The sequence below is a fragment of the Mariniflexile litorale genome (assembly GCF_031128465.2).
Taxonomy (GTDB): domain Bacteria; phylum Bacteroidota; class Bacteroidia; order Flavobacteriales; family Flavobacteriaceae; genus Mariniflexile; species Mariniflexile litorale.
On record NZ_CP155618.1, the window covers coordinates 511180 to 533752 of the forward strand.

General features: G+C 31.5%; 23 protein-coding genes. 13 read left to right on the forward strand and 10 right to left on the reverse strand.

From position 1 onward, the window contains the following. Positions 1–114: 114 nt before the first annotated feature. Genes QLS71_RS01970 through QLS71_RS01980 form a run of 3 tightly spaced genes read left to right on the forward strand, consistent with a single transcriptional unit; the run spans position 115 to position 2001 of the window. Positions 115–750 carry a SatD family protein gene (locus tag QLS71_RS01970; RefSeq protein WP_308991211.1) on the forward strand — a complete coding sequence of 212 codons (636 nt, stop codon included), beginning with the start codon at positions 115–117 and terminating at the stop codon, positions 748–750. Continuing rightward, complete coding sequence (locus tag QLS71_RS01975; protein WP_308991210.1) at positions 747–1451, forward strand: DUF3307 domain-containing protein; 705 nt, start codon at positions 747–749, stop codon at positions 1449–1451. Before QLS71_RS01970 ends, QLS71_RS01975 begins: the two co-directional genes overlap by 4 nt. 4 nt (positions 1452–1455) lie before the next feature. After that, a complete protein-coding gene (locus tag QLS71_RS01980; RefSeq protein WP_308991209.1) occupies positions 1456–2001 on the forward strand; it encodes an acyl-CoA thioesterase in 546 nt (181 codons plus the stop codon). Between the two features lie 52 nt (positions 2002–2053). Here QLS71_RS01980 and carB read toward each other — a convergent pair whose 3' ends face one another. Both carB and rpmH read right to left on the reverse strand, forming a co-directional pair. After that, positions 2054–4906, reverse strand: a complete 2853-nt coding sequence (gene carB / locus QLS71_RS01985; protein ID WP_308991208.1) for a carbamoyl-phosphate synthase large subunit — start codon at positions 4904–4906, stop codon at positions 2054–2056. Positions 4907–5018: 112 nt separating this feature from the next. Next, the gene (rpmH, locus tag QLS71_RS01990) at positions 5019–5180 is read right to left on the reverse strand and encodes a 50S ribosomal protein L34 (protein ID WP_038527912.1); all 162 of its coding nucleotides are present in this window, start codon (positions 5178–5180) and stop codon (positions 5019–5021) included. Between the two features lie 291 nt (positions 5181–5471). Here rpmH and QLS71_RS01995 point away from each other — a divergent pair, with 291 nt between their 5' ends. Beyond that, complete coding sequence (locus tag QLS71_RS01995; protein WP_308991207.1) at positions 5472–6047, forward strand: DUF2892 domain-containing protein; 576 nt, start codon at positions 5472–5474, stop codon at positions 6045–6047. Here QLS71_RS01995 and QLS71_RS02000 read toward each other — a convergent pair. Together QLS71_RS02000 and QLS71_RS02005 are read right to left on the reverse strand one after the other, a co-directional pair. After that, positions 6044–6973, reverse strand: a complete 930-nt coding sequence (locus QLS71_RS02000; protein ID WP_308991206.1) for a lytic transglycosylase domain-containing protein — start codon at positions 6971–6973, stop codon at positions 6044–6046. The two genes, QLS71_RS01995 and QLS71_RS02000, sit on opposite strands and share 4 nt — an antisense overlap. Positions 6974–7008: 35 nt before the next feature. Next, the gene (locus QLS71_RS02005; RefSeq protein WP_308991205.1) at positions 7009–7674 is read right to left on the reverse strand and encodes an alpha/beta hydrolase; all 666 of its coding nucleotides are present in this window, start codon (positions 7672–7674) and stop codon (positions 7009–7011) included. A gap of 161 nt (positions 7675–7835) precedes the next feature. Here QLS71_RS02005 and QLS71_RS02010 point away from each other — a divergent pair, with 161 nt between their 5' ends. Beyond that, on the forward strand, positions 7836–8132 hold the full coding sequence (locus QLS71_RS02010; protein ID WP_308991204.1) for an N-acetyltransferase: 297 nt from the start codon (positions 7836–7838) through the stop codon (positions 8130–8132). Positions 8133–8209: 77 nt separating this feature from the next. On the opposite strand, the gene QLS71_RS02015 is transcribed toward QLS71_RS02010, so the two are convergent. After that, positions 8210–8710, reverse strand: coding sequence for a hypothetical protein (locus QLS71_RS02015; RefSeq protein ID WP_308991203.1), 501 nt, complete (start codon positions 8708–8710; stop codon positions 8210–8212). Positions 8711–8821: 111 nt separating this feature from the next. After that, complete coding sequence (gene mtaB, locus QLS71_RS02020; RefSeq protein WP_308991202.1) at positions 8822–10147, reverse strand: tRNA (N(6)-L-threonylcarbamoyladenosine(37)-C(2))-methylthiotransferase MtaB; 1326 nt, start codon at positions 10145–10147, stop codon at positions 8822–8824. A gap of 144 nt (positions 10148–10291) precedes the next feature. Here mtaB and QLS71_RS02025 point away from each other — a divergent pair, with 144 nt between their 5' ends. Then, a complete protein-coding gene (locus QLS71_RS02025; RefSeq protein WP_308991201.1) occupies positions 10292–11857 on the forward strand; it encodes an ABC transporter substrate-binding protein in 1566 nt (521 codons plus the stop codon). Here QLS71_RS02025 and QLS71_RS02030 read toward each other — a convergent pair. The 4 genes from QLS71_RS02030 to QLS71_RS02045 form a co-directional block, all read right to left on the reverse strand. Further along, entirely contained in the window at positions 11844–12545 is a 702-nt protein-coding gene (locus QLS71_RS02030; RefSeq protein WP_308991200.1) for a lysoplasmalogenase family protein, read from the reverse strand. The genes QLS71_RS02025 and QLS71_RS02030 overlap by 14 nt on opposite strands. Before the next feature lie 119 nt (positions 12546–12664). Next, entirely contained in the window at positions 12665–13474 is an 810-nt protein-coding gene (locus QLS71_RS02035) for a hypothetical protein (protein ID WP_308991199.1), read from the reverse strand. Positions 13475–13629: 155 nt separating this feature from the next. Next, positions 13630–14805 (reverse strand): GlmU family protein, encoded by a 1176-nt coding sequence (locus tag QLS71_RS02040; protein WP_308991198.1) that lies wholly within the window; start codon positions 14803–14805, stop codon positions 13630–13632. Positions 14806–14955: 150 nt separating this feature from the next. Beyond that, positions 14956–15207 (reverse strand): type B 50S ribosomal protein L31, encoded by a 252-nt coding sequence (locus QLS71_RS02045; RefSeq protein ID WP_308991197.1) that lies wholly within the window; start codon positions 15205–15207, stop codon positions 14956–14958. A 158-nt stretch (positions 15208–15365) separates the two neighbouring features. On the opposite strand from QLS71_RS02045, the gene QLS71_RS02050 reads away from it, so the two are divergent. From QLS71_RS02050 to QLS71_RS02080, 7 genes are all read left to right on the forward strand, one after another. Continuing rightward, a complete protein-coding gene (locus QLS71_RS02050) occupies positions 15366–15896 on the forward strand; it encodes a DUF4199 domain-containing protein (protein ID WP_308991196.1) in 531 nt (176 codons plus the stop codon). 41 nt (positions 15897–15937) lie between these two features. After that, a complete protein-coding gene (locus QLS71_RS02055) occupies positions 15938–16888 on the forward strand; it encodes a glycosyltransferase (RefSeq protein ID WP_308991195.1) in 951 nt (316 codons plus the stop codon). A 98-nt stretch (positions 16889–16986) separates the two neighbouring features. Further along, complete coding sequence (locus QLS71_RS02060) at positions 16987–18717, forward strand: phospho-sugar mutase (protein ID WP_308991194.1); 1731 nt, start codon at positions 16987–16989, stop codon at positions 18715–18717. 81 nt (positions 18718–18798) lie between these two features. Continuing rightward, the gene (locus tag QLS71_RS02065) at positions 18799–20628 is read left to right on the forward strand and encodes an ABC transporter ATP-binding protein (RefSeq protein WP_308991193.1); all 1830 of its coding nucleotides are present in this window, start codon (positions 18799–18801) and stop codon (positions 20626–20628) included. 299 nt (positions 20629–20927) lie between these two features. Continuing rightward, a complete protein-coding gene (locus QLS71_RS02070; protein ID WP_308991192.1) occupies positions 20928–21470 on the forward strand; it encodes an RNA polymerase sigma factor in 543 nt (180 codons plus the stop codon). A gap of 33 nt (positions 21471–21503) precedes the next feature. Beyond that, positions 21504–22007, forward strand: coding sequence for a hypothetical protein (locus QLS71_RS02075; RefSeq protein ID WP_308991191.1), 504 nt, complete (start codon positions 21504–21506; stop codon positions 22005–22007). Between the two features lie 7 nt (positions 22008–22014). After that, positions 22015–22440, forward strand: a complete 426-nt coding sequence (locus QLS71_RS02080) for a hypothetical protein (RefSeq protein WP_308991190.1) — start codon at positions 22015–22017, stop codon at positions 22438–22440. The last annotated feature ends 133 nt before the right edge of the window (positions 22441–22573 follow it).

Genomic DNA, 22573 nt, shown 5'->3' on the forward strand with positions numbered 1-22573 from the left:
TCTTATAATTAAGTGATATATTTAAACATTCCTTTATAAAGGCATATTTAATATTATGCCATTTTTAAGGCATATTTAATATTATTCCATTAAAAAGGCATATTACACACATATATGGTAAGTATTATAACGGGAGACATCATAAGATCGAAAAAATTCAAAAATCCAGAAATATGGTTAACGCCCTTAAAAGAAGCTTTAACCAAAACGGGTATTGACAAAAAATACTGGGAAATTTTTCGGGGCGATAGTTTCCAAATAGAAATTGAAAGTAACCAACTTGCTTTCAATATAGCAACCTACATAAAAGCGTGTATAAAAACCGTAAAAGGATTAGATGTGAGAATGGCGATAGGTATAGGTGATAAAAATTTTGAAGGCGATGAGGTCACGGAATCTAATGGGGAAGCATTTCAATTTTCTGGAGAGACTTTAGAGGAACTTAAAAAAGAGAAAACAAACTTAAAACTGAAATCCCATAATTTAATTTTAAATGAGGAGCTTAACTTATATTTTAAGTTCGCCTCAATCTCTATGGACAATTGGTCTGTCTCCTCAGCCGAAACTGTTAAAATTGCTCTTGAAAACTCCACCGCCTTACAAACCGAAATGGCGCAAACTTTAGGTGTTAGTCAAGATGCGGTGAGTAAACGGCTTAAACGGGCACATTTCAATGAAATAATGGAATTAGATAGGATGTATTCTAAAAAAATTACACAACTGGAATTAAATCTCATAAAAGAAAAATGATATTATTAGCGAAGCTATTACTGGCGCATATTATAGGTGATTTTTTTCTTCAACCAGAAAAATGGGTTAGAGAGAAAGAACAGAAAAAGCTAAAATCGAAAGCTCTTTATCTACATGTTTTTATCCATAGCATCTTAACATGTATTTTCCTTTGGGATGTCTCTTTATGGCCTGTCATTTTAACAGTAGGTACTACACACTTTATTATTGATGCTATAAAGCTTCTAATTCAAAATAAAAAAACTCAACGCTTGTTGTTTTTTATAGATCAGCTGCTTCATGTAAGCGTTATTTTTATATGTTACTATTTATTCACTGAAAGTAACTTTAACTTGAGCAATTACATTACGGAAAATAATTTATTTCTAATAGTATGCTTTCTGTTTTTAACAATTCCTACTTCAATAATTATGAAAACCATTTTTTTAAAGTGGAATATTTCAGAACTCACTAAAAATAACGAGTCGCTTGAGGATGCAGGGAAATATATTGGTATTTTAGAGCGTGTTTTAGTATTTATTTTTATAATAGTAGGACACTGGGAAGCTGTTGGTTTTTTAATTACGGCTAAGTCTGTTTTTAGATTTGGCGATTTAAAAGAGTCTAAACACAGGCAACTTACAGAATACATTTTAATAGGAACTTTAATAAGTTTTGGAATTGCTATAATAACAGGAATCACCTATTTGACTTTAACTTAATTTTATGCTTAGAACAATTGAAGAATCGCAAATAACACTAACACAATTAATGCTACCATCGCATTCCAATTTCAGTGGAAAAATCCATGGAGGTTTTATATTAGGTCTTATGGATCAAATAGCATTTGCTTGCGCCTCTAAACATTCTAGAAATTATTGTGTAACGGCATCGGTAAATAAAGTAGATTTCCTAAACCCTATAGAAGTTGGTGAACTTGTAACTCTTAAAGCCTCTATTAACTATACAGGAAAAACCTCAATGGTGATTGGAGTAAGAGTAGAATCTGAAAACATTCAGACGGGCGATAAAAAACATTGCAACTCTTCTTATTTTACGATGGTTGCTAAAGACGAAAACGGAAAAAATGTACCAGTTCCAGGTATTATTTTAGATTCAAAAAACAAAATAAGACGCTTTGCTAGAAGTATCGCCAGACAAGAACAGGCAAAAAACAGAACTTCAGCATTTAAAACTTCAGAGTTTAAAGTGGAATTGTATTTAGAGTCTTTAAAAGGGCAAAATACTAAAATTGAATGGATTGACAATTAATTTTCTTTAAGACAAGACATAAAAAAAGCCGCTTTAAGCGGCTTTTATATTTTTATTTATTAAGATACATTTTTCGTCTTGAATATAGTTCGTAAAACTCATCGTCTTTTAAACTATCTATAAACAAAATGCTTTCGCCTGTACTTTTCATTTCTGGACCTAACTTCTTGTTCACATTATGAAACTTATTGAATGAGAATACAGGTTGCTTGATAGCAAATCCTTTTAATTGTGGATTAAATTTAAAATCTTTAACCTTTTTCTCACCTAACATCACTTTAGTAGCATAGTTTACATACGGCTCACCATAAGCTTTTGCAATAAAAGGAACCGTTCTAGATGCTCTTGGGTTTGCTTCAATGATGTAAACAATATCGTCTTTAATAGCGAACTGAATATTAATCAAACCAACTGTATTAAGTGCTAACGCAATCTTTTTAGTATGGTCTTTAATTTGTTGCATTACAAATTCACCTAAATTAAATGGAGGCAACATAGAGTTGCTATCACCTGAGTGAATTCCACATGGTTCAATATGTTCCATGATACCAATAATATACACATCTTCTCCATCGCAAATAGCATCTGCTTCGGCTTCAATGGCACCTTCCAAATAATGGTCTAAAAGCAATTGATTCCCTGGCATTTGGCTTAATAAATCTACCACATGCTTTTCAAGTTCTTCTTTATTGATAACAATTTTCATTCCTTGACCACCAAGTACGTAAGAAGGTCTTACCAAAATTGGAAAATCCAACACATCTGCAATCGCAGAAGCTTCATCAGCAGTTGTAGCTATATCAAACTCTGGATAAGGAATGTTATTCTCTTTTAATAAGTTTGAAAAATGTCCTCTATCTTCGGCTAAATCAAGAGACTCATAACTCGTTCCTATAATTTTAATACCGTATTTGGTTAACTTTTCAGCAAGCTTTAAAGCGGTTTGTCCACCTAATTGCACAATAACACCTTCTGGTTTTTCATGCTTAATAATATCATAAATATGTTCCCAGAAAACAGGTTCAAAATATAATTTATCGGCAGTATCAAAATCGGTTGAAACCGTTTCAGGGTTACAGTTAATCATAATCGTTTCATAACCACACTCAGCAGCTGCTAAAACACCATGCACACAACAGTAATCAAACTCAATACCTTGCCCAATTCGGTTTGGTCCTGAACCTAAAACAATAACTTTCTTTTTATCTGTTACGATACTTTCATTATCTGCATAACGTTTTCCGTCGGCAGTTTCCATATCACTTTCAAAAGTTGAATAATAATAAGGTGTTTTTGCCTTAAATTCGGCAGCACAAGTATCTACTAATTTATAGACACGATTTACACCAAATTCTTCACGCTTATTGTAAACCTGACTTTCTAAACAACCCAACATGTGTGCTATTTGTCTGTCGCCATAACCTTTTTGTTTCGCTTCAAGTAATAAGTCCTTTTGAATAGTATCTATTTTAAAAGTAGAAATTTCCTTTTGAAGTAAAAACAATTCTTCATATTGCTTTAAAAACCACATATCTATTTTTGTGATTTCATGAATTCTACTTAAAGGAATTCCCATGGCAATGGCATCGTAAATGATAAACACACGATCCCAAGAGGCAAATGTTAATTTTTCAATTATTTGATTGTAATTTTTATTTTCTTTTCCATCTGCTCCTAAACCATTACGTTTGATTTCAAGTGATTGTGTTGCTTTATGCAAAGCTTCTTGAAACGAACGCCCAATACCCATAACTTCACCTACTGATTTCATTTGAAGTCCTAACGTTCTATCTGACCCTTCAAACTTATCAAAATTCCAACGTGGTATTTTCACAATCACATAATCTAAAGTCGGCTCAAATAAAGCTGAAGTAGATTTTGTAATTTGATTTTGTAATTCATCTAAATGATATCCCAAAGCTAATTTAGCAGCGATTTTTGCAATCGGGTAACCCGTTGCTTTACTAGCTAATGCCGATGAGCGCGACACACGAGGGTTAATTTCAATGGCAATAATATCTTCTTTTTCATCTGGACTTACTGCAAATTGCACATTACATCCACCTGCGAAATCACCAATACTACGCATCATATGAATAGCCATATCACGCATTTTCTGGTAAGTTCTATCACTTAAAGTCATAGCAGGTGCTACTGTAATAGAATCCCCTGTATGAATTCCAATCGGATCCATATTTTCAATAGAACAGATGATGACAACATTATCATTTGCGTCTCTAAGTAGCTCTAATTCATATTCTTTCCACCCAATTAAGGCTTTATCAATCATAACTTCATGAATAGGAGACACCTCTAATCCACGTGTTAACAGCTCGTCAAACTCTTCTTCTTTATGAACAAATGAAGCACCTTCACCTCCTAATGTAAATGACGCTCTAATTATCAAAGGAAAACCATACTCTTGGGCAATTTCTTTACCTTTTAAGTAAGAAGTTGCTGTTGCTTGAGGCGCCATAGGAATACCTATTTTAAGCATCAATTCTCTAAACTTCTCTCTATCCTCTGTAATGTTAATAGCATCAATATCTACACCAATAATTTCTACACCAAAATCTTTCCAAATTCCCTTTTCATCTGCTTCAATACATAAATTTAATGCGGTTTGTCCTCCCATAGTGGGTAATACAGCATCAATTTGTGGGTGGTCTTTTAAGATTTTAATTAATGATTTGGATGTAAGCGGCAACAAGTACACATGATCGGCCATTGATGGGTCTGTCATAATGGTTGCTGGATTCGAATTAATTAAAATGGTTTCAATTCCATCCTCTCTTAAAGAGCGTAAAGCTTGTGTTCCTGAATAATCAAATTCGCATGCTTGCCCTATAACAATAGGACCCGATCCAATAATTAGAATAGATTTAAGTTTTGAATTTTTCGGCATTTTTACTGTTTAATATGTGTTTTATAATAAGTTACAAAAGTAATGATTCGTAGATATAAAAAAAGGCGTTACACTTAAGTAACACCTTTTAAATATCAACAATTGTTAATCATTATTTTTTATGTCTAGACTCAGATGATACAGACAATTTCTTTCTACCCTTAGCTCTTCTACGAGCAAGTACTTTTCTTCCATTAGCAGAGGCCATTCTTTCTCTAAAACCATGTTTGTTTCTTCTTTTTCTTTTCGATGGCTGAAATGTTCTTTTACTCATTATCTTATATCTTTAAAATCTGAATTGTACTTTTTATTTATAATTTTGGCTTTCTCCAAAACTGAGCGCAAATATACAAAGAGTTTTCACTTTGACAAATCTTATTTTAAAAATATTTTGAATTATTTTTTTGAAATTAAATAACCTCCTAAATGCTTTATTTATTTGGGCTACACATCTTTTTTTTGTTAATTATCTATGGACTTATTTTAATAAAAATTTAGTTTCTTTGTATTCTATATTGAATCAGACATATGAAAATGTCTGCTACAACAACTCAAAACATAAAAAATGTACAATAAAATTATAAAACTTATCATAGCTGCTGGAATAATAGCCTTTGCAGTTTATCAATTTACTGAAGGAAATATAGGTAACGGTATTATGTTCATACTACTTTCATTGATTTTTGTTTTTCTATATTTTAAAAACGAGTTTATTTTGTTAGCATTTTTAAGATTGCGTAAACAAGATTTTGAAGGAGCAAAAAAATGGTTAGATAAAATTAAAAATCCTGAAACAGCCTTGGTAACTAAGCAGCAAGGGTATTACAATTACTTACATGGTTTAATGGTTTCTCAAACGAATATGAACGAAGCTGAAAAATATTTTAAGAAAGCGATTGCACTTGGCTTATCTATGAATCACGATTTAGCAATGGCAAAATTAAATTTATCGGGTATTGCTTTTTCTAAACGCAGAAAAATAGAGGCTGAAAAACTACTTTCTGAAGCTCAAAAATTAGATAAACAAGGCATGTTGGCCGATCAAATAAAAATGATGAAGGAAAACATGAAACGTTCGCAAATGCCTAATCAACATTTTGGTGCTGGTGGTTCTATTCGATCTCAGAAAAGAAGAAGCTAATTTATACTACTATAATACCCCTTCTCAGGAATCTCAATAGTATAACTTTTTTTTGATTTGTTATTTAGTTTAGGTTCTCTTAACCAAGGATTATGAATTTTTAGTATTTTATAATTGATACCATGTTCTTCAGCGAACTTAGTAAAATCACTTATTTCCGTATCAACCGTAACTTTATGAGTAGGTACATTAGTATACAAATCTTTATCTCTAAAGTTGAAACCATATTTCGTTGGATTAGATAAAATCTCTTTTAGTGCTACAATTCTAAACACATAACGACCTGTTTCTTCCCCCAGGAGTAAATCATAATAATTATTAACATTTTGTTCTCTTAAATATCTGGAAACACCAGAATTTCCTGCATTGTATGCAGCAGCTGCCAATGTCCATGAACCCAATTCTTCTTTAGATTTTAATAAATACCTGCAAGCTACTTCTGTAGATTTTTCTAAATGATAACGTTCATCTACATTGTCGTTTACCTCTAATCCATTTTCTCTAGCCGTAGCTGGCATAATTTGCCAAACACCTCTAGCTCCAGCAGGAGAAACAGCGTTCGTTAAACCACTTTCTATAACTGCTAAATATTTAAAATCATCTGGAATACCATGTTTTGCCAAAATGGGTTCTATAATGGGAAAATATTTTTTTGCACGCTTAAACATAAGTAACCCATTAGATTGCCAATAGGTATTTACCAAAAGTTCTTTATCCATGCGCTCTAAAATATCTGGACTTTTAAGCGGCATGCGTTCTCCTGCAAAATCTAAATTATTAGGTACTTGAAGCGCATAAACATTATAATCGTTAATAAGCTTCTTTTCAAAATTTTCATCTGTTGGTGCATCTTGTATAGCATAAACAAATAACGCACATAAACTTAATAATCCCACAAACGCCAATAATTTCTGCATAATCTTCATTTTTAATAAGTTTTATTTAAAGGTAAATATTTTGTTCAATTTTCTAAAATTATATTAGGTAAATTTTCGTTAAACCATTTATACTTATTGATAATCATAATATGTGTTCCGCCCTTTATTGAAATACAATTTGATATGTTTTCTATTGGAAATACCGCATCATTATCACCATGTATGTGTACAATATTTTGAAAACAAATTTTTTGGTCCCAACAAACCATCTCTTTTACGGCCCAACTTAAATAACCACTATCATTAACAGATAAATATTTTTTATACAACTCCAAACGCTTTTTTATATTGCTTCCAAAAGCATATTTAGCAAGAAGTTCTACATTACTAACCAACTGTGTAGACAGCAATTTATATGCCATAGTAGCTTTGGCTAATATCATTTTTTTTGGTAATTCGTCCATAGACTTAACACTAGATACTATAATAAGCTTCCGAACCACAACATGTTTACATATTTCTTGTACCAAAACACCTCCAAAAGACACTCCTAGTAACACTATATTTTCATGTAATATATATTTCGTCATTCGCAAAGCATAATCGCTAATAGATTCGTTTTTAAGTGGTAAAATCCATTCTAGATAATAAATTTTAAATTGATTTTCAGGTAATTGGATATTTTCAAAAATTTTGGGACTGGCTGCCATTCCTGGCATTAAATAAACGTGTATAATTTCTTTAGTCATGTATTGTAATATAAAAACTACTAAACTCTAATAGTTTATTTTATAAGGCATTAACCGCTGTTTTACTTTTTAATAACGATTTTTTTTCGTATTTTTGCTAAACAAAGTTATATAATAGTCCTCACTATTTTAAGTTTCCTGAAAAATAAAAAATACTCACCATGATTGATGTTGCAGAATTAGTAGATAATGATTTTTTACGTCAGTTCGAACTAAAAATCGATAATCATTTAGCTAAAATAGAATACTCATTACAAGAACGAAAGATTTTCCTAACTAAACTTATTATTCCAGACGAAATTAACGACGAGAATTTTAGTGAAAAATTTTTAGCTGCTGTTTTTGAACAAATTGAAGAACGTAATTTAAGCGTTGTACCAACAAGCCCTGAAATTGCTAAGTTTGTAAGAAGCAACCGAAAATATAAGCGCATGCTTCCTGTAGGATTAAGAATATAAATATTATTTACAATTATACAAAAAATATAAAAATCCGAAGACATAGAGTTTCGGATTTTTTACTTTATATAAGAAATTTATTGTTTTGTATACACCAATGTTAAATCTTTAGAAGCTAGCACTTCTGTAAAATCTTCATTATATATTTTAATAGCACCAATAAATACGCGTGTTAACTTATTGTTTTTTACTGTCGCTATAGCATCATTAATTAAAACTACATCGCCATTTTTACTGTAATTACTCGCATAACTTATACTCCCTTCTTCATCACATACAATATTAAAAATATAATTATTTGAAGTCCCATTTTGCAAAGCTATTTCAATAGTTGGATTGAAAGTTTTGTTTGAAGACACCATTCCTGTAGATTCAAAAACCAAGGTTTCATTATTTACACAATCTATTTCATTTAAAATATTGGTGTTTACAATATCATCATTATTCATATCAAACCCGTCAGCAACATTCCATTCGGTTAAGATCCAAACACCGTTAATCGTATTATGATCTGAATCGTGAGAGCAACTAGTTAATAATAATGCAACTAAAGTTAATGCTAAAATTATTTTTTTCATACTTGGGACATACTAAATAAGCACATGTAAATGTATTAAGCTGTATTTAATTTGTATTATAAATAAGATGAACGGAATATAATTCAGATGATTTGTACTTAAGTTATCATTTTAATGAGAAAGTAGCTCTACAAACTCAAATCTGACCAAACCATCATCATCTATTTTTGCTAATTCGACTTGATGCAACGTGTTTACAAGTTCAGGATTCCATGGTGCTTTAACTTTTATATAATTTTCTGTAAAACCATTTATATACCCTTCTTTATTTTCACTTTCAAACAAAACAGTTCTAAGAGTTCCTAACTGACTTTCATAGAAAGCACGACGCTTTTTAACTGATAGGCCTCGCAACATCTTACTACGTTTACTTCTAACATTCATAGGCACCACACCATCCATCTCTGCAGCTTCAGTGTTATCGCGTTCAGAATAAGTAAACACATGCAAATAAGAAATATCCAGTTCGTTTAAAAAATTGTAAGTTTCTAAAAAATGCGTCTCAGTTTCACCTGGAAAACCAACAATAACATCTACACCTATACAAGCATGCGGCATCACTTCTTTTATTTTTGAAACGCGATCCACATACAATTCACGCATGTAACGACGCTTCATTTTTTTAAGAATTTCATTGCTTCCAGATTGTAAAGGAATATGAAAATGAGGCACAAAAGCTCTTGATTTTGAAACCAAATCAATCGTTTCATTCTTTAAAAGATTGGGTTCTATGGATGATATTCGTAAACGCTCAATCCCCTCCACTTTATCTAATTCGGTAACTAAATCTAAAAACGTATGCTCGTGTTTTTTGTTTCCGAACTCCCCTTTACCATAATCGCCAATATTTACGCCTGTTAAAACAATTTCTTTTATGTTTTGAGATGAAATTTCTCTGGCATTTTGCAACACACTTTCCATGGTATCACTTCTAGAAATACCACGCGCCAACGGAATAGTGCAATAAGTACATTTATAATCGCACCCATCTTGCACTTTTAAAAAAGCACGTGTTCTATCGCCTATAGAATAACTCCCTACATAAAAATCGGCTTCTTCTATTTCACACGAATGCACTTCACCAAAATCATTTTTAGATAAGTCGTTTATATAATCGGTAATTTTAAATTTTTCAGTCGCACCCAAAACCAAATCGACTCCATGAACATCGGCTAATTCTTGTGGTTTTAATTGCGCATAACAGCCAACAGCAGCTACAAATGCTTCAGAGTTTACTTTTTGTGCTTGTTTTACGATGCTTTTAAAACGCTTGTCTGCATTTTCGGTAACCGAACAGGTATTAATAACATATATATCTGCCCTTTCAGAAAAATCGACACGATCAAAACCTTCATCTGTAAAGCCTCTTGCAATGGTAGAAGTTTCAGAAAAATTCAGTTTACAACCAAGAGTATAAAATGCAACTTTTTTTCTCATTTATTGTTTTGCTATTTCCATGAAGGCAGAAATCTCATTATATTTACCTTCTTACTTAATAAGTCTGCAAATTTACAATTAATAAGTTATATGGTAAAACATGTTTTAAAACAAATAACAAACTATTTATCAATTAGTTGTACTATGTTACTACTTATTTCTTGTGAAAAAAATTCTAGCTCAGATAATAATCATTTAGTATTTAGGTACAACGAACACAAAAATATAGGCTCATTAGACCCTGCATTTTCAAAAGACATTTCCGACATATGGGCTACCAATCAATTGTTCAACGGGTTGGTACAAATGGACGAAAACTTAAACATACAACCATGTATTGCCAAAAACTGGACCATTTCTGAAAATGCCCTTAACTACTCATTTTCATTACGCAACGATGTGTACTTTCACAAAGATGCATTATTTGGAAACGATTCGACTAGAACAGTAACCGCTCATGATTTTGAATACAGTTTAAACCGTTTATTAGACAATCAAGTGGCTTCACCAGGCAGCTGGGTTTTAGCTAAAGTTGATAGTTTTAAAGCTATAAACGACACGCTTTTTCAAATCCAATTAAAGCAACCTTTTCCAGCATTCTTAGGGTTATTAACCATGAAATACTGTTCGGTAGTTCCCCAAGAAATTGTGGAACATTACGGAAGTGATTTTCGTTCGCACCCTATTGGCACGGGCCCTTTTAAATTTAAACGTTGGGAAGAAAATATCAAGTTGGTATTTAGAAGAAATAACCATTATTTTGAAACAGATAAAAAAGGAAGGTCTCTGCCCTATTTAGAAGCGGTTGCAATCACTTTTTTACCAGACAAACAAAGTGAGTTTTTACAATTTTCTCAAGGCAACATTGATTTTATTATTGGTTTGGATGCATCCTATAAAGATGAGATTTTAACAGCCGATGGAAAACTTCGTGATATTTATAGAAATGATGTGAATATGATACGAGGCCCCTACCTAAACACCGAATATTTAGCATTCTTTATGGATTCCGAAGTACCAGAAATCCAATCGGCACTTATAAGAAAAGCGGTGAATTATGGTTTTGATAGAAAAAAAATGATGATTTACTTAAGAAACGGCATTGGTATTCCGGCGGAAGGTGGCTTCATCCCTAAGGGTCTCCCTGGGTATAATAAAACCATAGGATTTGATTATCAACCAGAAAAAGCAAAACAATTAGTTGCTCAATTTAAAAAAGAAACCAACAATCTAAATCCAAAAATCACAATCACTACCACGGGAAATTACTTAAGTTTTTCAGAATATATACAGCGTGAACTTCAAAAAACAGGTATTGAGGTAAATATTGATGTGATTCCTGGAGCCGCATTAAAGGACGCAAAGGCTAATGGAAAATTAGATCTCTTTAGAGCCAGTTGGGTAGCCGATTATCCAGATGCCGAAAACTATCTATCACTATACTACAGTAAGAATTTCGCTCCCAATGGTCCTAATTATTCACATTTTAAAAGTGAATTATTTGACAATTGGTATGAGCAGTCATTTACTGAAAACAATACTAAACAACGCGAAATGCTATATTCTAAAATGGATTCTTTAGTTATGCAACAAGCGCCCGTTGTTCCCCTTTTTTATGATGAAATAATTCGTTTTACAAGAAAAAATGTAAAGGGATTAGAAGTTAACCCTGTGTATGTTTTAGATCTAAAACAGGTTAAAAAGGATTAATAATAATTTTTCTTTTTTGCTCTTTCACAATCCCAATGGTAATACAATATAGCGCCATCCCGTAAAGTAACATGATTAAAAAATCTTGCAATGGTATATCCGTCCTGAAAATTTTTATTGCCATCATACTTTCAGAAATAATGTATAAGATTACACCAATACACACATAGATATAACTTATCTTATTAACCGCATCCTTTCTTAAAAAAGCAAACTGAAAAAGCAACAGCGATATAAAAAAACTAATCAGAGCAGGAACAAAAAAAACTTTTAAACTATTAAAAAGAAAACTTACAATACAAACCGTATAGATAAACATGGCTATAGAAAATGGTATGAGCCTAGAAATATTAAAATCGAATTTATGCGAAAATCGGAAACTCAAAAATATTTTTCCTAATGAGAAAAAAAACAAACTGGCTCCCAAAAACACAATTTTAGTAGGGTTTATTATCAAAATATCTCCAATAAAGAACATAAGCAATGCCAAGATGATCCATAAATGCTTTTTCTTATTCCTTTCTTTATTATTGAAATAATAATAAAAAAACAACATCAATATAATGGGTACTCTGGAAATATAACGATACGGAAACGCTGGACAGTACTGCTTAACTATAATATCCAACATAAGCATCCCGAAAAAAAGTACTGTAAACTCTTTTTCATTTTTTATAAGGTCAATCATTTTTGCGGCAATGCGATAACTCAATAATTATTAAAAATAGTAAATAGCATCAATATATAAATCAAATTATAGAATCATGATATTCATCAACTAATATAATAATGTTTTGAATAGTAAAGCTACTTTTTTAGAAAATAATATATATCATCATCTCCCTTACCTCCATCCCGTTTTGATGAAAAATAACCTGTTTTATTCACTCTATCAATAACCAAACTAAAGTCGTCTTGAGGACTATTAATTGGTTTTGGTAGCTTTTCAGCTTTTTCAAAATCGCCGTTAACAGTCATTTTACTTTTATAAATATCAAAACCTCCATAACCATTGGGTCGGTTAGATGCAAAATACAAAGTGTTATCTTCGGCAATAAAAGGAAACATTTCTTTACTATAAGAATTTACTTTACTTCCTAGATTTATAGGTTCACTAAAAGTATTATTGTCTAAAATATTAACTTTAAAAATATCCGATCCGCCTTTGGTTGTCTCCTTTCCTCCTCTTATATTCGACGTAAAATATAAAGTTTTTCCATCTTTGCTTATTGCAGGATGCGCATAAGAATATTTAGAATTACAAAAAGGCAAGGTTTTAAAATGCGTCCACCCTTCTCCTTTTTTAAACTCTCCAACTTTAATTTCAAAGTTATCTTCGTTAAAACCACTATTTGCTTTTGTTGTTAAATAAAGTTTTTTATTATCGGGGGAAAGGGTCGCACTGGTAATATACTTTATTTTTTCATTGGATGCTATTTCAATATTTTTAATATCCTGAATAGCTCCATTTTCAGATAACTGTCCTTCATAAATTGAAAGTACAGGGCTTCCTTGATCTTTTTTCAATCTGCCTCTATCATCTAATAAATACGATGTGAATATTATTCTAGAATCACTTACCAACATTAAACCTAAATGGGGGTATTTGGTATTCATTTCAATATTTTTTACAGTATAAGTATCGGTTTGAGAGAACCCTAAATAACTTAGTAAAAAACAAAAACAATACAACTGTTTAAACATAAAAACAAAGTGTTATACACAAATATAACACTTTGAATTTAAACAAATTACATTAAAACATCGATGTTTTATTCGCGTCTATACTTTTTTGTTTCTTCAAAAACGTGTTCTAAAATGGCTTTATCTTCATCGGAAAATGCCATAAGGCGTCTAGACATAACCACTTCGGCTACTTCAAAAGCCTTTTTAGTTAAATAAGTTGTAAAGCCTGCACTACCACCCCAGCTAAAACTAGGTACAAAATTTCTAGGGAAACCACTACCAAAAATATTGGCACTCACCCCTACAACCGTACCAGTGTTAAACATAGTATTGATACTACATTTACTATGATCTCCCATCATGAGTCCACAAAACTGCAATCCAGTTCTAGCAAAACTTTCGGTTTGGTAGTCCCATAAACGCACTTCGGCATAATTGTTTTTTAAATTCGATGTATTGGTATCGGCACCTAAGTTGCACCATTCCCCTAAAACAGAGTTTCCTAAATAGCCATCATGACCTTTATTTGAATTTGCAAATAGCACGGCATTACTTATTTCCCCACCCACTTTACTTGAAGGTCCTATAGTGGTAGGTCCGTAAATTTTAGCTCCCATTTTCACTATGGCTTCTTCACACAATGCAAAAGGACCTCTTATTAGAGTTCCTTCCATAATCAATGCATTTTCACCTATGTAAATAGGACCATTACTTGCATTTAGCGTGGTGAATTCTAATTGGGCACCTTCTTCAATAAAAATATTTTCGGCAGCTATTACATTATTACTCGAAGGGATGGGTTGTGACCGTCTACCATCAGTTAATAAATTAAAATCTTCTCGAATTGCTTCTCCGTTTTTTGAAAAAATATCCCATGTATGCTCTACTTTTATAACATCAGCATCAAACTCGATGGCTTCGTAAGTATCAAAATTAACCTCTTCTTGTGTTTCTTTTGAAAAAAAAGCAATCACATCTTCATCTTTAAAAATGGCTTGATTTTCTTGTAAATCTTTTACCATCTCAACCAATTCTAAATTGGGGAGGTAGGATGCATTTATCATTACATTTTCATCCATTTCCACCATGGGGTACTTATCGGATAAATAATCTTCGGTAATGGTTGTAGTGGTAGACTCTAAAAATGTTTCCCATTTTTCACGAATGGTTAAAATGCCTATCCTTAAATCGGCAACAGGACGTGTAAATGTAAATGGCAATAAATTATTTCGAGAAGGTCCATCAAAAAGAATATAGTTCATACAGAAGCTAAAAGTTTTAAGTTTTAAGTTTTAAGTTGCCCACCCAAAACCTAAACTGATTGGTTGTCTATTCAAAAGTAGACTAAATGTAGAAAATAAAAAAGCCTTCAATATAAAATATGAAGGCTCCGTATAATAATTTTGTTAAGCTTATTTACTAAACTTAGCGTATTTGTTTTTGAATTTATCAATACGACCTGCTGTATCTATTAATTTAGATTTACCAGTGTAAAAAGGGTGCGATGATCTAGAAATCTCCATTTTAATAAGTGGATACTCAACACCATCAACCTCTAAAGTTTCACTTGTGTTTGCAGTAGATTTGGTTAAAAACACATCTTCGTTAGACATATCTTTAAATGCTACAATTCTATAATTTTCTGGATGTATATCTTTTTTCATCGCTTAAAGCTTTAAATTCTTTTCAATTTTGGAAGTGCAAAAATAAGCATTTTTTGCAATCATGCAATACTTTTTTGTATTTTTTATTACTAATATTATTGTAACGAATTAGTATATTTGAATTCTAACTATATAACTCATAAAAAAAATACAATATTATGGAAAAATCTCTAAAATCAATTGCTGTTAATTACGGCTTATACTTAGGTGTTTTATTAACCTTACTAACCGTGCTTTCCTATGCTATAAACTTAGAATTGCTTACAAATACTTGGTATGGTATTTTTATTTTGATAGCCATCGTTGCCTCCGGAATGGTATCTGTAGCAAAAATAAAACAAGCTCAAGATGGGTATGCGAGTTTTAAAGAAGCTTTCACAGCCTATTTTATTACAATTTTAGTTGGTTTATTAATAAGCACATTGGTTTCTTATTTATTATTTAATTTTATTGATACCGATGCTGCTACGGTTCTAAAAGAAAAAACCATTGAAAAAACGATTCAAATGATGGAAAGTTTTAATACTCCTAGTGAAGTAATTGCAGAAGCTGTAGATAAAATTGAAAGTCAAAATCAATTCGGATTGGGCAATATTGTAAAAGGATTAGCTGGTTATCTAGTGTTTTTTAGTGTTATTGGGTTAATAGTTGCCGCAGCAATGAAAAAAAGTAAACCCGACACCGAATAAATTCTGTATTTTTGAAGCATCAACTTTTTGAAAGCTCTTAAATGAACATATCAGTAGTCATACCACTACTTAACGAAGAAGACTCTTTAACCGAATTACACGATTGGATTGCAAAAGTGATGCAAACCAATCGTTTTTCGTATGAAATTATTTTTATAGATGATGGTAGTACTGACGATTCTTGGAAAACCATAAGTAATTTAACATCGCAAAACCCAAATGTAAAAGGCATTCGTTTTTTAAAGAATTTTGGGAAATCGCAAGCCTTACATGCTGGTTTTGAAAAAGCTACTGGTGATGTGGTTATAACTATGGATGCCGATTTACAAGACAACCCCGACGAAATTCCAGAACTTTACTGCATGATTGCTAACGATGGACATGATTTAGTTTCTGGTTGGAAAAAGAAACGTTACGATTCTGTTATATCAAAAAACTTACCGTCCAAATTATTCAATTGGGCAGCTAGAAAAACATCGGGTGTAAAACTCAACGATTTTAATTGTGGACTAAAAGCGTACAAACTTGAAGTCGTTAAAAACATTGATGTGAATGGCGAAATGCACCGTTACATTCCTGTTTTAGCTAAAAATGCTGGCTTTATAAAAATCGCCGAAAAAATAGTGCAACATCAAGCCAGGAAATATGGCGAAACTAAATTTGGTATGAACCGTTTTGTTCATGGTTTTTTGGATTTAATCACCATTTGGTTTTTATCCAGTTTTGGCAAACGTCCCATGCATTTATTTGGAGCTTTAGGTTTTATCATGTTTGCTATTGGTTTTGGGTTCGCCATATACCTTGGCATCGATAAATTATTTTTAAACCCATCAGGGAGACTTATTACCCAACGCCCTCAATTTTATTTATCGCTTTCAACTATGATAATTGGTACGCAGTTTTTTGTTGCTGGCTTTTTGGGTGAAATTATTTTACGTACCAAAGAAGACAAAAAACGCTATTTAATTAAAGAAGAATTGAATTTAAATTAATAACTTTAAAAAGAGTTTCATCACCTTCAAAATAACAATTTATTAAAGATTATAATCAGGTAATTGTTTATTTTTGAAACCATTATTTATAAGACATTATGATACATATTGAACCAAAAATTTTAGATCGAATTAACTCATGGCTAACCCCGACTTTTGATGCAGAAACTCAATCTATTATAAAAAACAGTATTGCAAACAACCCAAAAGACATACAAGAAAGTTTTTATAAAGATTTAGAATTTGGAACCGGTGGCATGCGCGGTATTATGGGCGTTGGCACCAACCGAATCAATAAATACACACTTGGAAAAAGCACGCAAGGCTTAAGTGATTATCTACATAAATCGTTCCCTAACGAAACACCGAAAGCAGTAATAGCTTACGATTGCAGGAACAACAGTAAATCTCTTGCGAAAGTGGTAGCCGATGTGTTTTCTGCCAACGGTATACAGGTATATTTGTTTGAAGATTTACGTGCGACTCCTGAATTATCATTTGCTGTAAGGCATTTAAACTGCCATTGTGGTATTGTGTTAACAGCATCACACAACCCTCCAGAATATAACGGTTATAAAGTATATTGGCAAGATGGAGGTCAATTAGTCCCACCACAAGATGGTGAAATTATTAACGTTATTGATAATTTAAAATATTCAAACATCAAGTTTGAAGCCAACAATGCTTTAATTAAATATATAGGCAAAGAAGTTGATGATGCCTTTATAAACGAATCTGTTAAAAATGCTAACTTTAATACTTCGGCAGAAGCAAAAGACAATTTAACGATTGTTTTCACATCGCTTCACGGAACATCTATTACAGCAGTTCCAGAAACTTTAAAGCGTGCAGGATTCAAAAATGTTCATATCGTAAAAGAACAAGAAGCGCCCGATGGTAATTTTCCAACTGTAGCATCACCAAATCCAGAAGAACCCGCAGCTTTGAAAATGGCGTTAGAATTAGCCGAAAAAGTAAATGCTGACATTGTTATTGGTACCGACCCAGACTGTGATCGCTTAGGTGTTGCGGTACGTAATTCGGAAAACAAATTACAGCTGCTTAATGGAAATCAAACCATGCTAATGATGACCGATTTCTTATTAAAGCAATGGAAAGCTGCTGGAAAAATTAAAGGAAAAGAGTTTATTGCCTCCACAATAGTTTCAACCCCTATGTTAAACAAGCTTGCTGATGCTTATAAAATAGATAGCAAAATTGTTTTAACTGGCTTTAAATGGATAGCTAAACTTATTGAAGATTTTCCTGAACTTGATTTTATTGGAGGTGGCGAAGAAAGTTTTGGCTACATGGTAGGCGATTTTGTTCGCGATAAAGATGCTGTTACTTCTACACTATTAGCTTGCGAAATAGCTGCTATAACTAAAGCCAATGGCAGTTCTTTTTACAACGAACTTCTTAACCTTTATGTAGAACATGGCTGCTATAAAGAAAAATTAGTATCATTAACAAAAAAAGGTATTGAAGGCGCTCAAGAAATCACACAAATGATGATTGATGCTCGTGAAAACCCCTTTAAGGTGGTCAATGGCTCAAAAGTTTTAAAAATTGAAGATTATGATTCTTCTATTTCAAAAAATATGATAACGAATGAAGAATCCACTATTGATATTCCAAAATCAAACGTTATTATTTACTATTTGGAAGATGGTAGCCAAGTTGCTTTAAGACCTAGTGGCACAGAGCCAAAGATAAAGTTTTATGTAAGTGTAAACACAAAATTAAATTCGGTAGGAGATTTTAATAAAACCGAAGCTGCACTTGATGCTAAAGCTGAAGGCATTTTAAAAGACATGAAATTAATATAATATCTTGTATCTTTACTAAAAATTTGCATGCTTTTATGGTTATCATAAAAGCATGTTTTATAAACAGTCAAATCTTATTTAATGAATCAGTTTTTAAATATCTTAAAGTATGCTAAACCTTATAAAAAGCATGCTTTAGGGCACATTATATCAAACATATTTTATGCATTATTTGGAGCATTATCATTTGTGGCATTAATACCCATGCTCGATATTTTATTTGAAGAAAAAGACAATAAAAAAGCCATTATAAAACCCGTCTACAATGGTATCTCTAGCTTAAAAGATTTTTATAAAGATTATTTATCTTATCACGTTAATTTATACGCTGAAAATGACCCGCAAAAAGCATTGCTTTTAGTTGTTAGCTTAATAATGGTGTTGTTTCTTTTAAAAAATATATTTGGATATTTAGCTAACTACTTCATGGTTTTCCTAAGAAACGGTGTCGTTCGCGATCTAAGAAATAGAGTTTATAAAAAAACAGTCGAACTTCCGCTTTCCTACTTTTCGGAACAAAGAAAAGGAGATATTATGTCGCGTATTACTAATGATATATCCACATTGCAATATTCTATGCTCCCCGTTTTAGAACTTATTGCAAGAGAGCCTTTAACTATTCTTTTTACCATTATAATGATGGTTATAATTAGTTTAAAACTAACCATATTCGTTTTTATATTCATCCCTTTATCTGGTATTATAATTTCTAGAATTGGAAAAAGTTTAAAACGAAAATCAGACCGTGTTCAAAAAGAGCAAGGTGTTATTTTATCTATCTTAGAAGAAACGTTAACAGGTTTACGTATTATAAAAGGTTTTAATGCCGAAGATAAATTTGATACTAAATTTCAAGAATCGTCTTCTCGTTCTTATAACTTTTCAAATAAATTATATAACCGTCAAAATTTAGCTTCACCAACCAGTGAGTTTTTAGGTATTTTAGTAATATCTATTTTATTATGGTATGGTGGACAATTAGTACTTGTAGATGGTTCTCTAGATGGTAGTTCTTTTATTGCTTACATGGGATTGGCGTATAATATTATGGTACCTGCCAAAGCTATCTCAAGAGGTCTTTACAATATAAAACAAGGAGATGCCGCTGCAGAACGCATTCAGGAAATTATAGATACACCCAACCCTTTAAAAGATAAAGAAGGAGCGATTACCAAAACTGGATTCGACTCAGAGATTGTATTTAATAACATTTCTTTTAAATACGAAAAAGAATATGTTTTAAAAGATTTCTCATTAACCATTCCCAAAGGAAAAACCGTGGCATTGGTTGGACAATCAGGAAGCGGAAAATCTACCATAGCTAATTTAATTACGCGGTTTTATGATATTAATAAAGGAAGTATTTTAATTGATGGTATTGATATACGTGAATTTTCTACCAAATCACTAAGACAACAATTAGGCATTGTAACTCAAGACGCTATTTTATTTAACGATAGTATTAAAAACAATTTAAAGCTTGGTAAAGACAATGCAACCGATGCCGAAGTTATTGAAGCCTTGAAAATAGCTAATGCTTGGGAATTTGTTAAAGAATTACCTAATGGTATCGAAACTAATATTGGAGATGCAGGAAATAAATTATCGGGCGGACAAAAACAACGTTTAAGTATTGCACGTGCCGTTTTAAAAAGCCCTCCTATTATGGTTTTAGATGAAGCCACCTCGGCACTCGATACCGAAAGCGAACGTTTGGTACAGGTAGCACTAGAAAATATGATGAAAAACAGAACATCTATAGTGATTGCTCACAGATTATCTACTATACAAAATGCCGATGAAATTGTGGTTTTAAGCAAGGGAGAAATTGTAGAAAAAGGCAAACATGCTGAACTTATTTCAAAAAAAGGTGTTTACCAAAAGCTTGTTGAAATGCAAAGTTTCGAATAAAAACTGACATTCATAAATTTAAAAAGGATAGAAATTTGGGCTTCTATCCTTTTTTTTGTTCTGTTAGACTTGGGGACGACTAACAACATAAATAGGTTTCTGAAGCAAACTTAAAACAAAAAACCATAACATACAAGAAAAAATGTATTTAAACGTATTAATTTACACTTAATCGATAAATCTGTTTTCAAAACATTGATTTTTAAAGTCTTAACGCATTTCTATGAAATTAAGAAAAATCAAGGTTAAACTTTTAGTATATTTAATAGTCTAAAGAGCATAACTAGTAAAATATATTTGTGATTGACGAAGCACAATTAATAGAACAATTAAAATCTAAAACCCACAAAGAACAGGCTTTTAAAGTACTTATAACACTTTACAAAGAACGTTTATATTGGCACATACGGCACATTGTAAAGTCTCACGATGATACAGATGACGTACTTCAAAACACATATATTAAAATATATAAAAATATTCATAACTTTAAAGGAGACAGCAAACTGTTTTCTTGGGTATACCGAATAGCCACCAATGAATCTATTACATTTATTAATCAAAATGCAAAAAAATTACAAATAACTAGTGAAGAAGCGCAGTTAGCGGCAATAAACAATTTAACTTCCGATGTTTATTTTGAAGGCGATGCTATTCAACTTAAATTACAACAAGCTATTGCAACATTGCCCGAAAAACAAAAATTGGTATTTAATATGAAATATTTTCAGGAATTAAAATATTCAGAAATATCAGATATTTTGGAAACAAGTGAAGGAGCTTTAAAAGCTTCTTATCACATTGCCGTGAAAAAAATTGAAACTTATCTAACCCAAGATTAAACCATTATTAAAATATGGAGTCTTATTAACATAATGAAAACAAACAAATTACATAATATAAAAACTACTGGATTTAAAATTCCTAAAGATTATTTTGCATCGCTTGAAGACACTATTCTAAACGAGGCCAAACTTCAGGAAATAATAACTGAGCCTGGTTATAAAGTGCCTAACAATTACTTTGATTCATTAGAGGAAAAAATAATTAATGCTACCCAATCACAAAAACAGGACATTAAGGTTATTAAACTAATAACATGGCGTAAAGCTTCGTATGTTGCGGCTGTAGCTGCTAGTTTAATTTTAACGATTAATATTTTCTTCAATAACAATAAAAATATTACCATTGAAAGTATAGAAACTACAAGTATTGAAAACTATATTATAGATGAAGATATAGAAACCAGTGAATTTGCATCTCTTTTTACTAATGAAGATTTAATAGACGTTCGTTTAATTCATGATGGCTATACTTCTGAAACTTTAGAAAATTATGTGTTTGACAATTTAGAAATTGAAGATATTATTACAAAATAAAGCAAAAATGAAAACACTTACAAGCATACTATTTATATTAAGTTTTTCGCTAATAACCATTGCGCAATCTAATAGAGACAAGATTAAAACTTTAAAAATTGCGTACATAACCGAAAAATTAGATTTGAGCGAAAAAGAGGCTCAAAAATTCTGGCCTATTTATAACACTTATGAAGAAGAAAATACTAGACTGAGAAAAGAAGCTTATGAAGCTAGAAAAAGAATAAATTTTGAAACTATTACCGAAGAAGAAGCTAAAGAAGTTTTAAAAGAAAATCGCTTAAAAGACAACAAAAGACAGGCTATTGAAAATGAATTTTTCAATAACTTATCTAAAGTAATCTCAGCAAAAAAAATCATTCTTTTACATAAAACTGAAGATGACTTTAAAAGAAAAATATTTGACGAATATAAAAAAAGAGGCCGTTCTTGATAAAAAAACTTATTAGAAACTCATATTGATTTTATATACCCTCTTTTGAATACTCTTGATAATTAGCAGAAGAAAAAACTATTTTCCAAGTGTATTACATCAACTTATATAGCTCAAATATCCAAAGGAACAA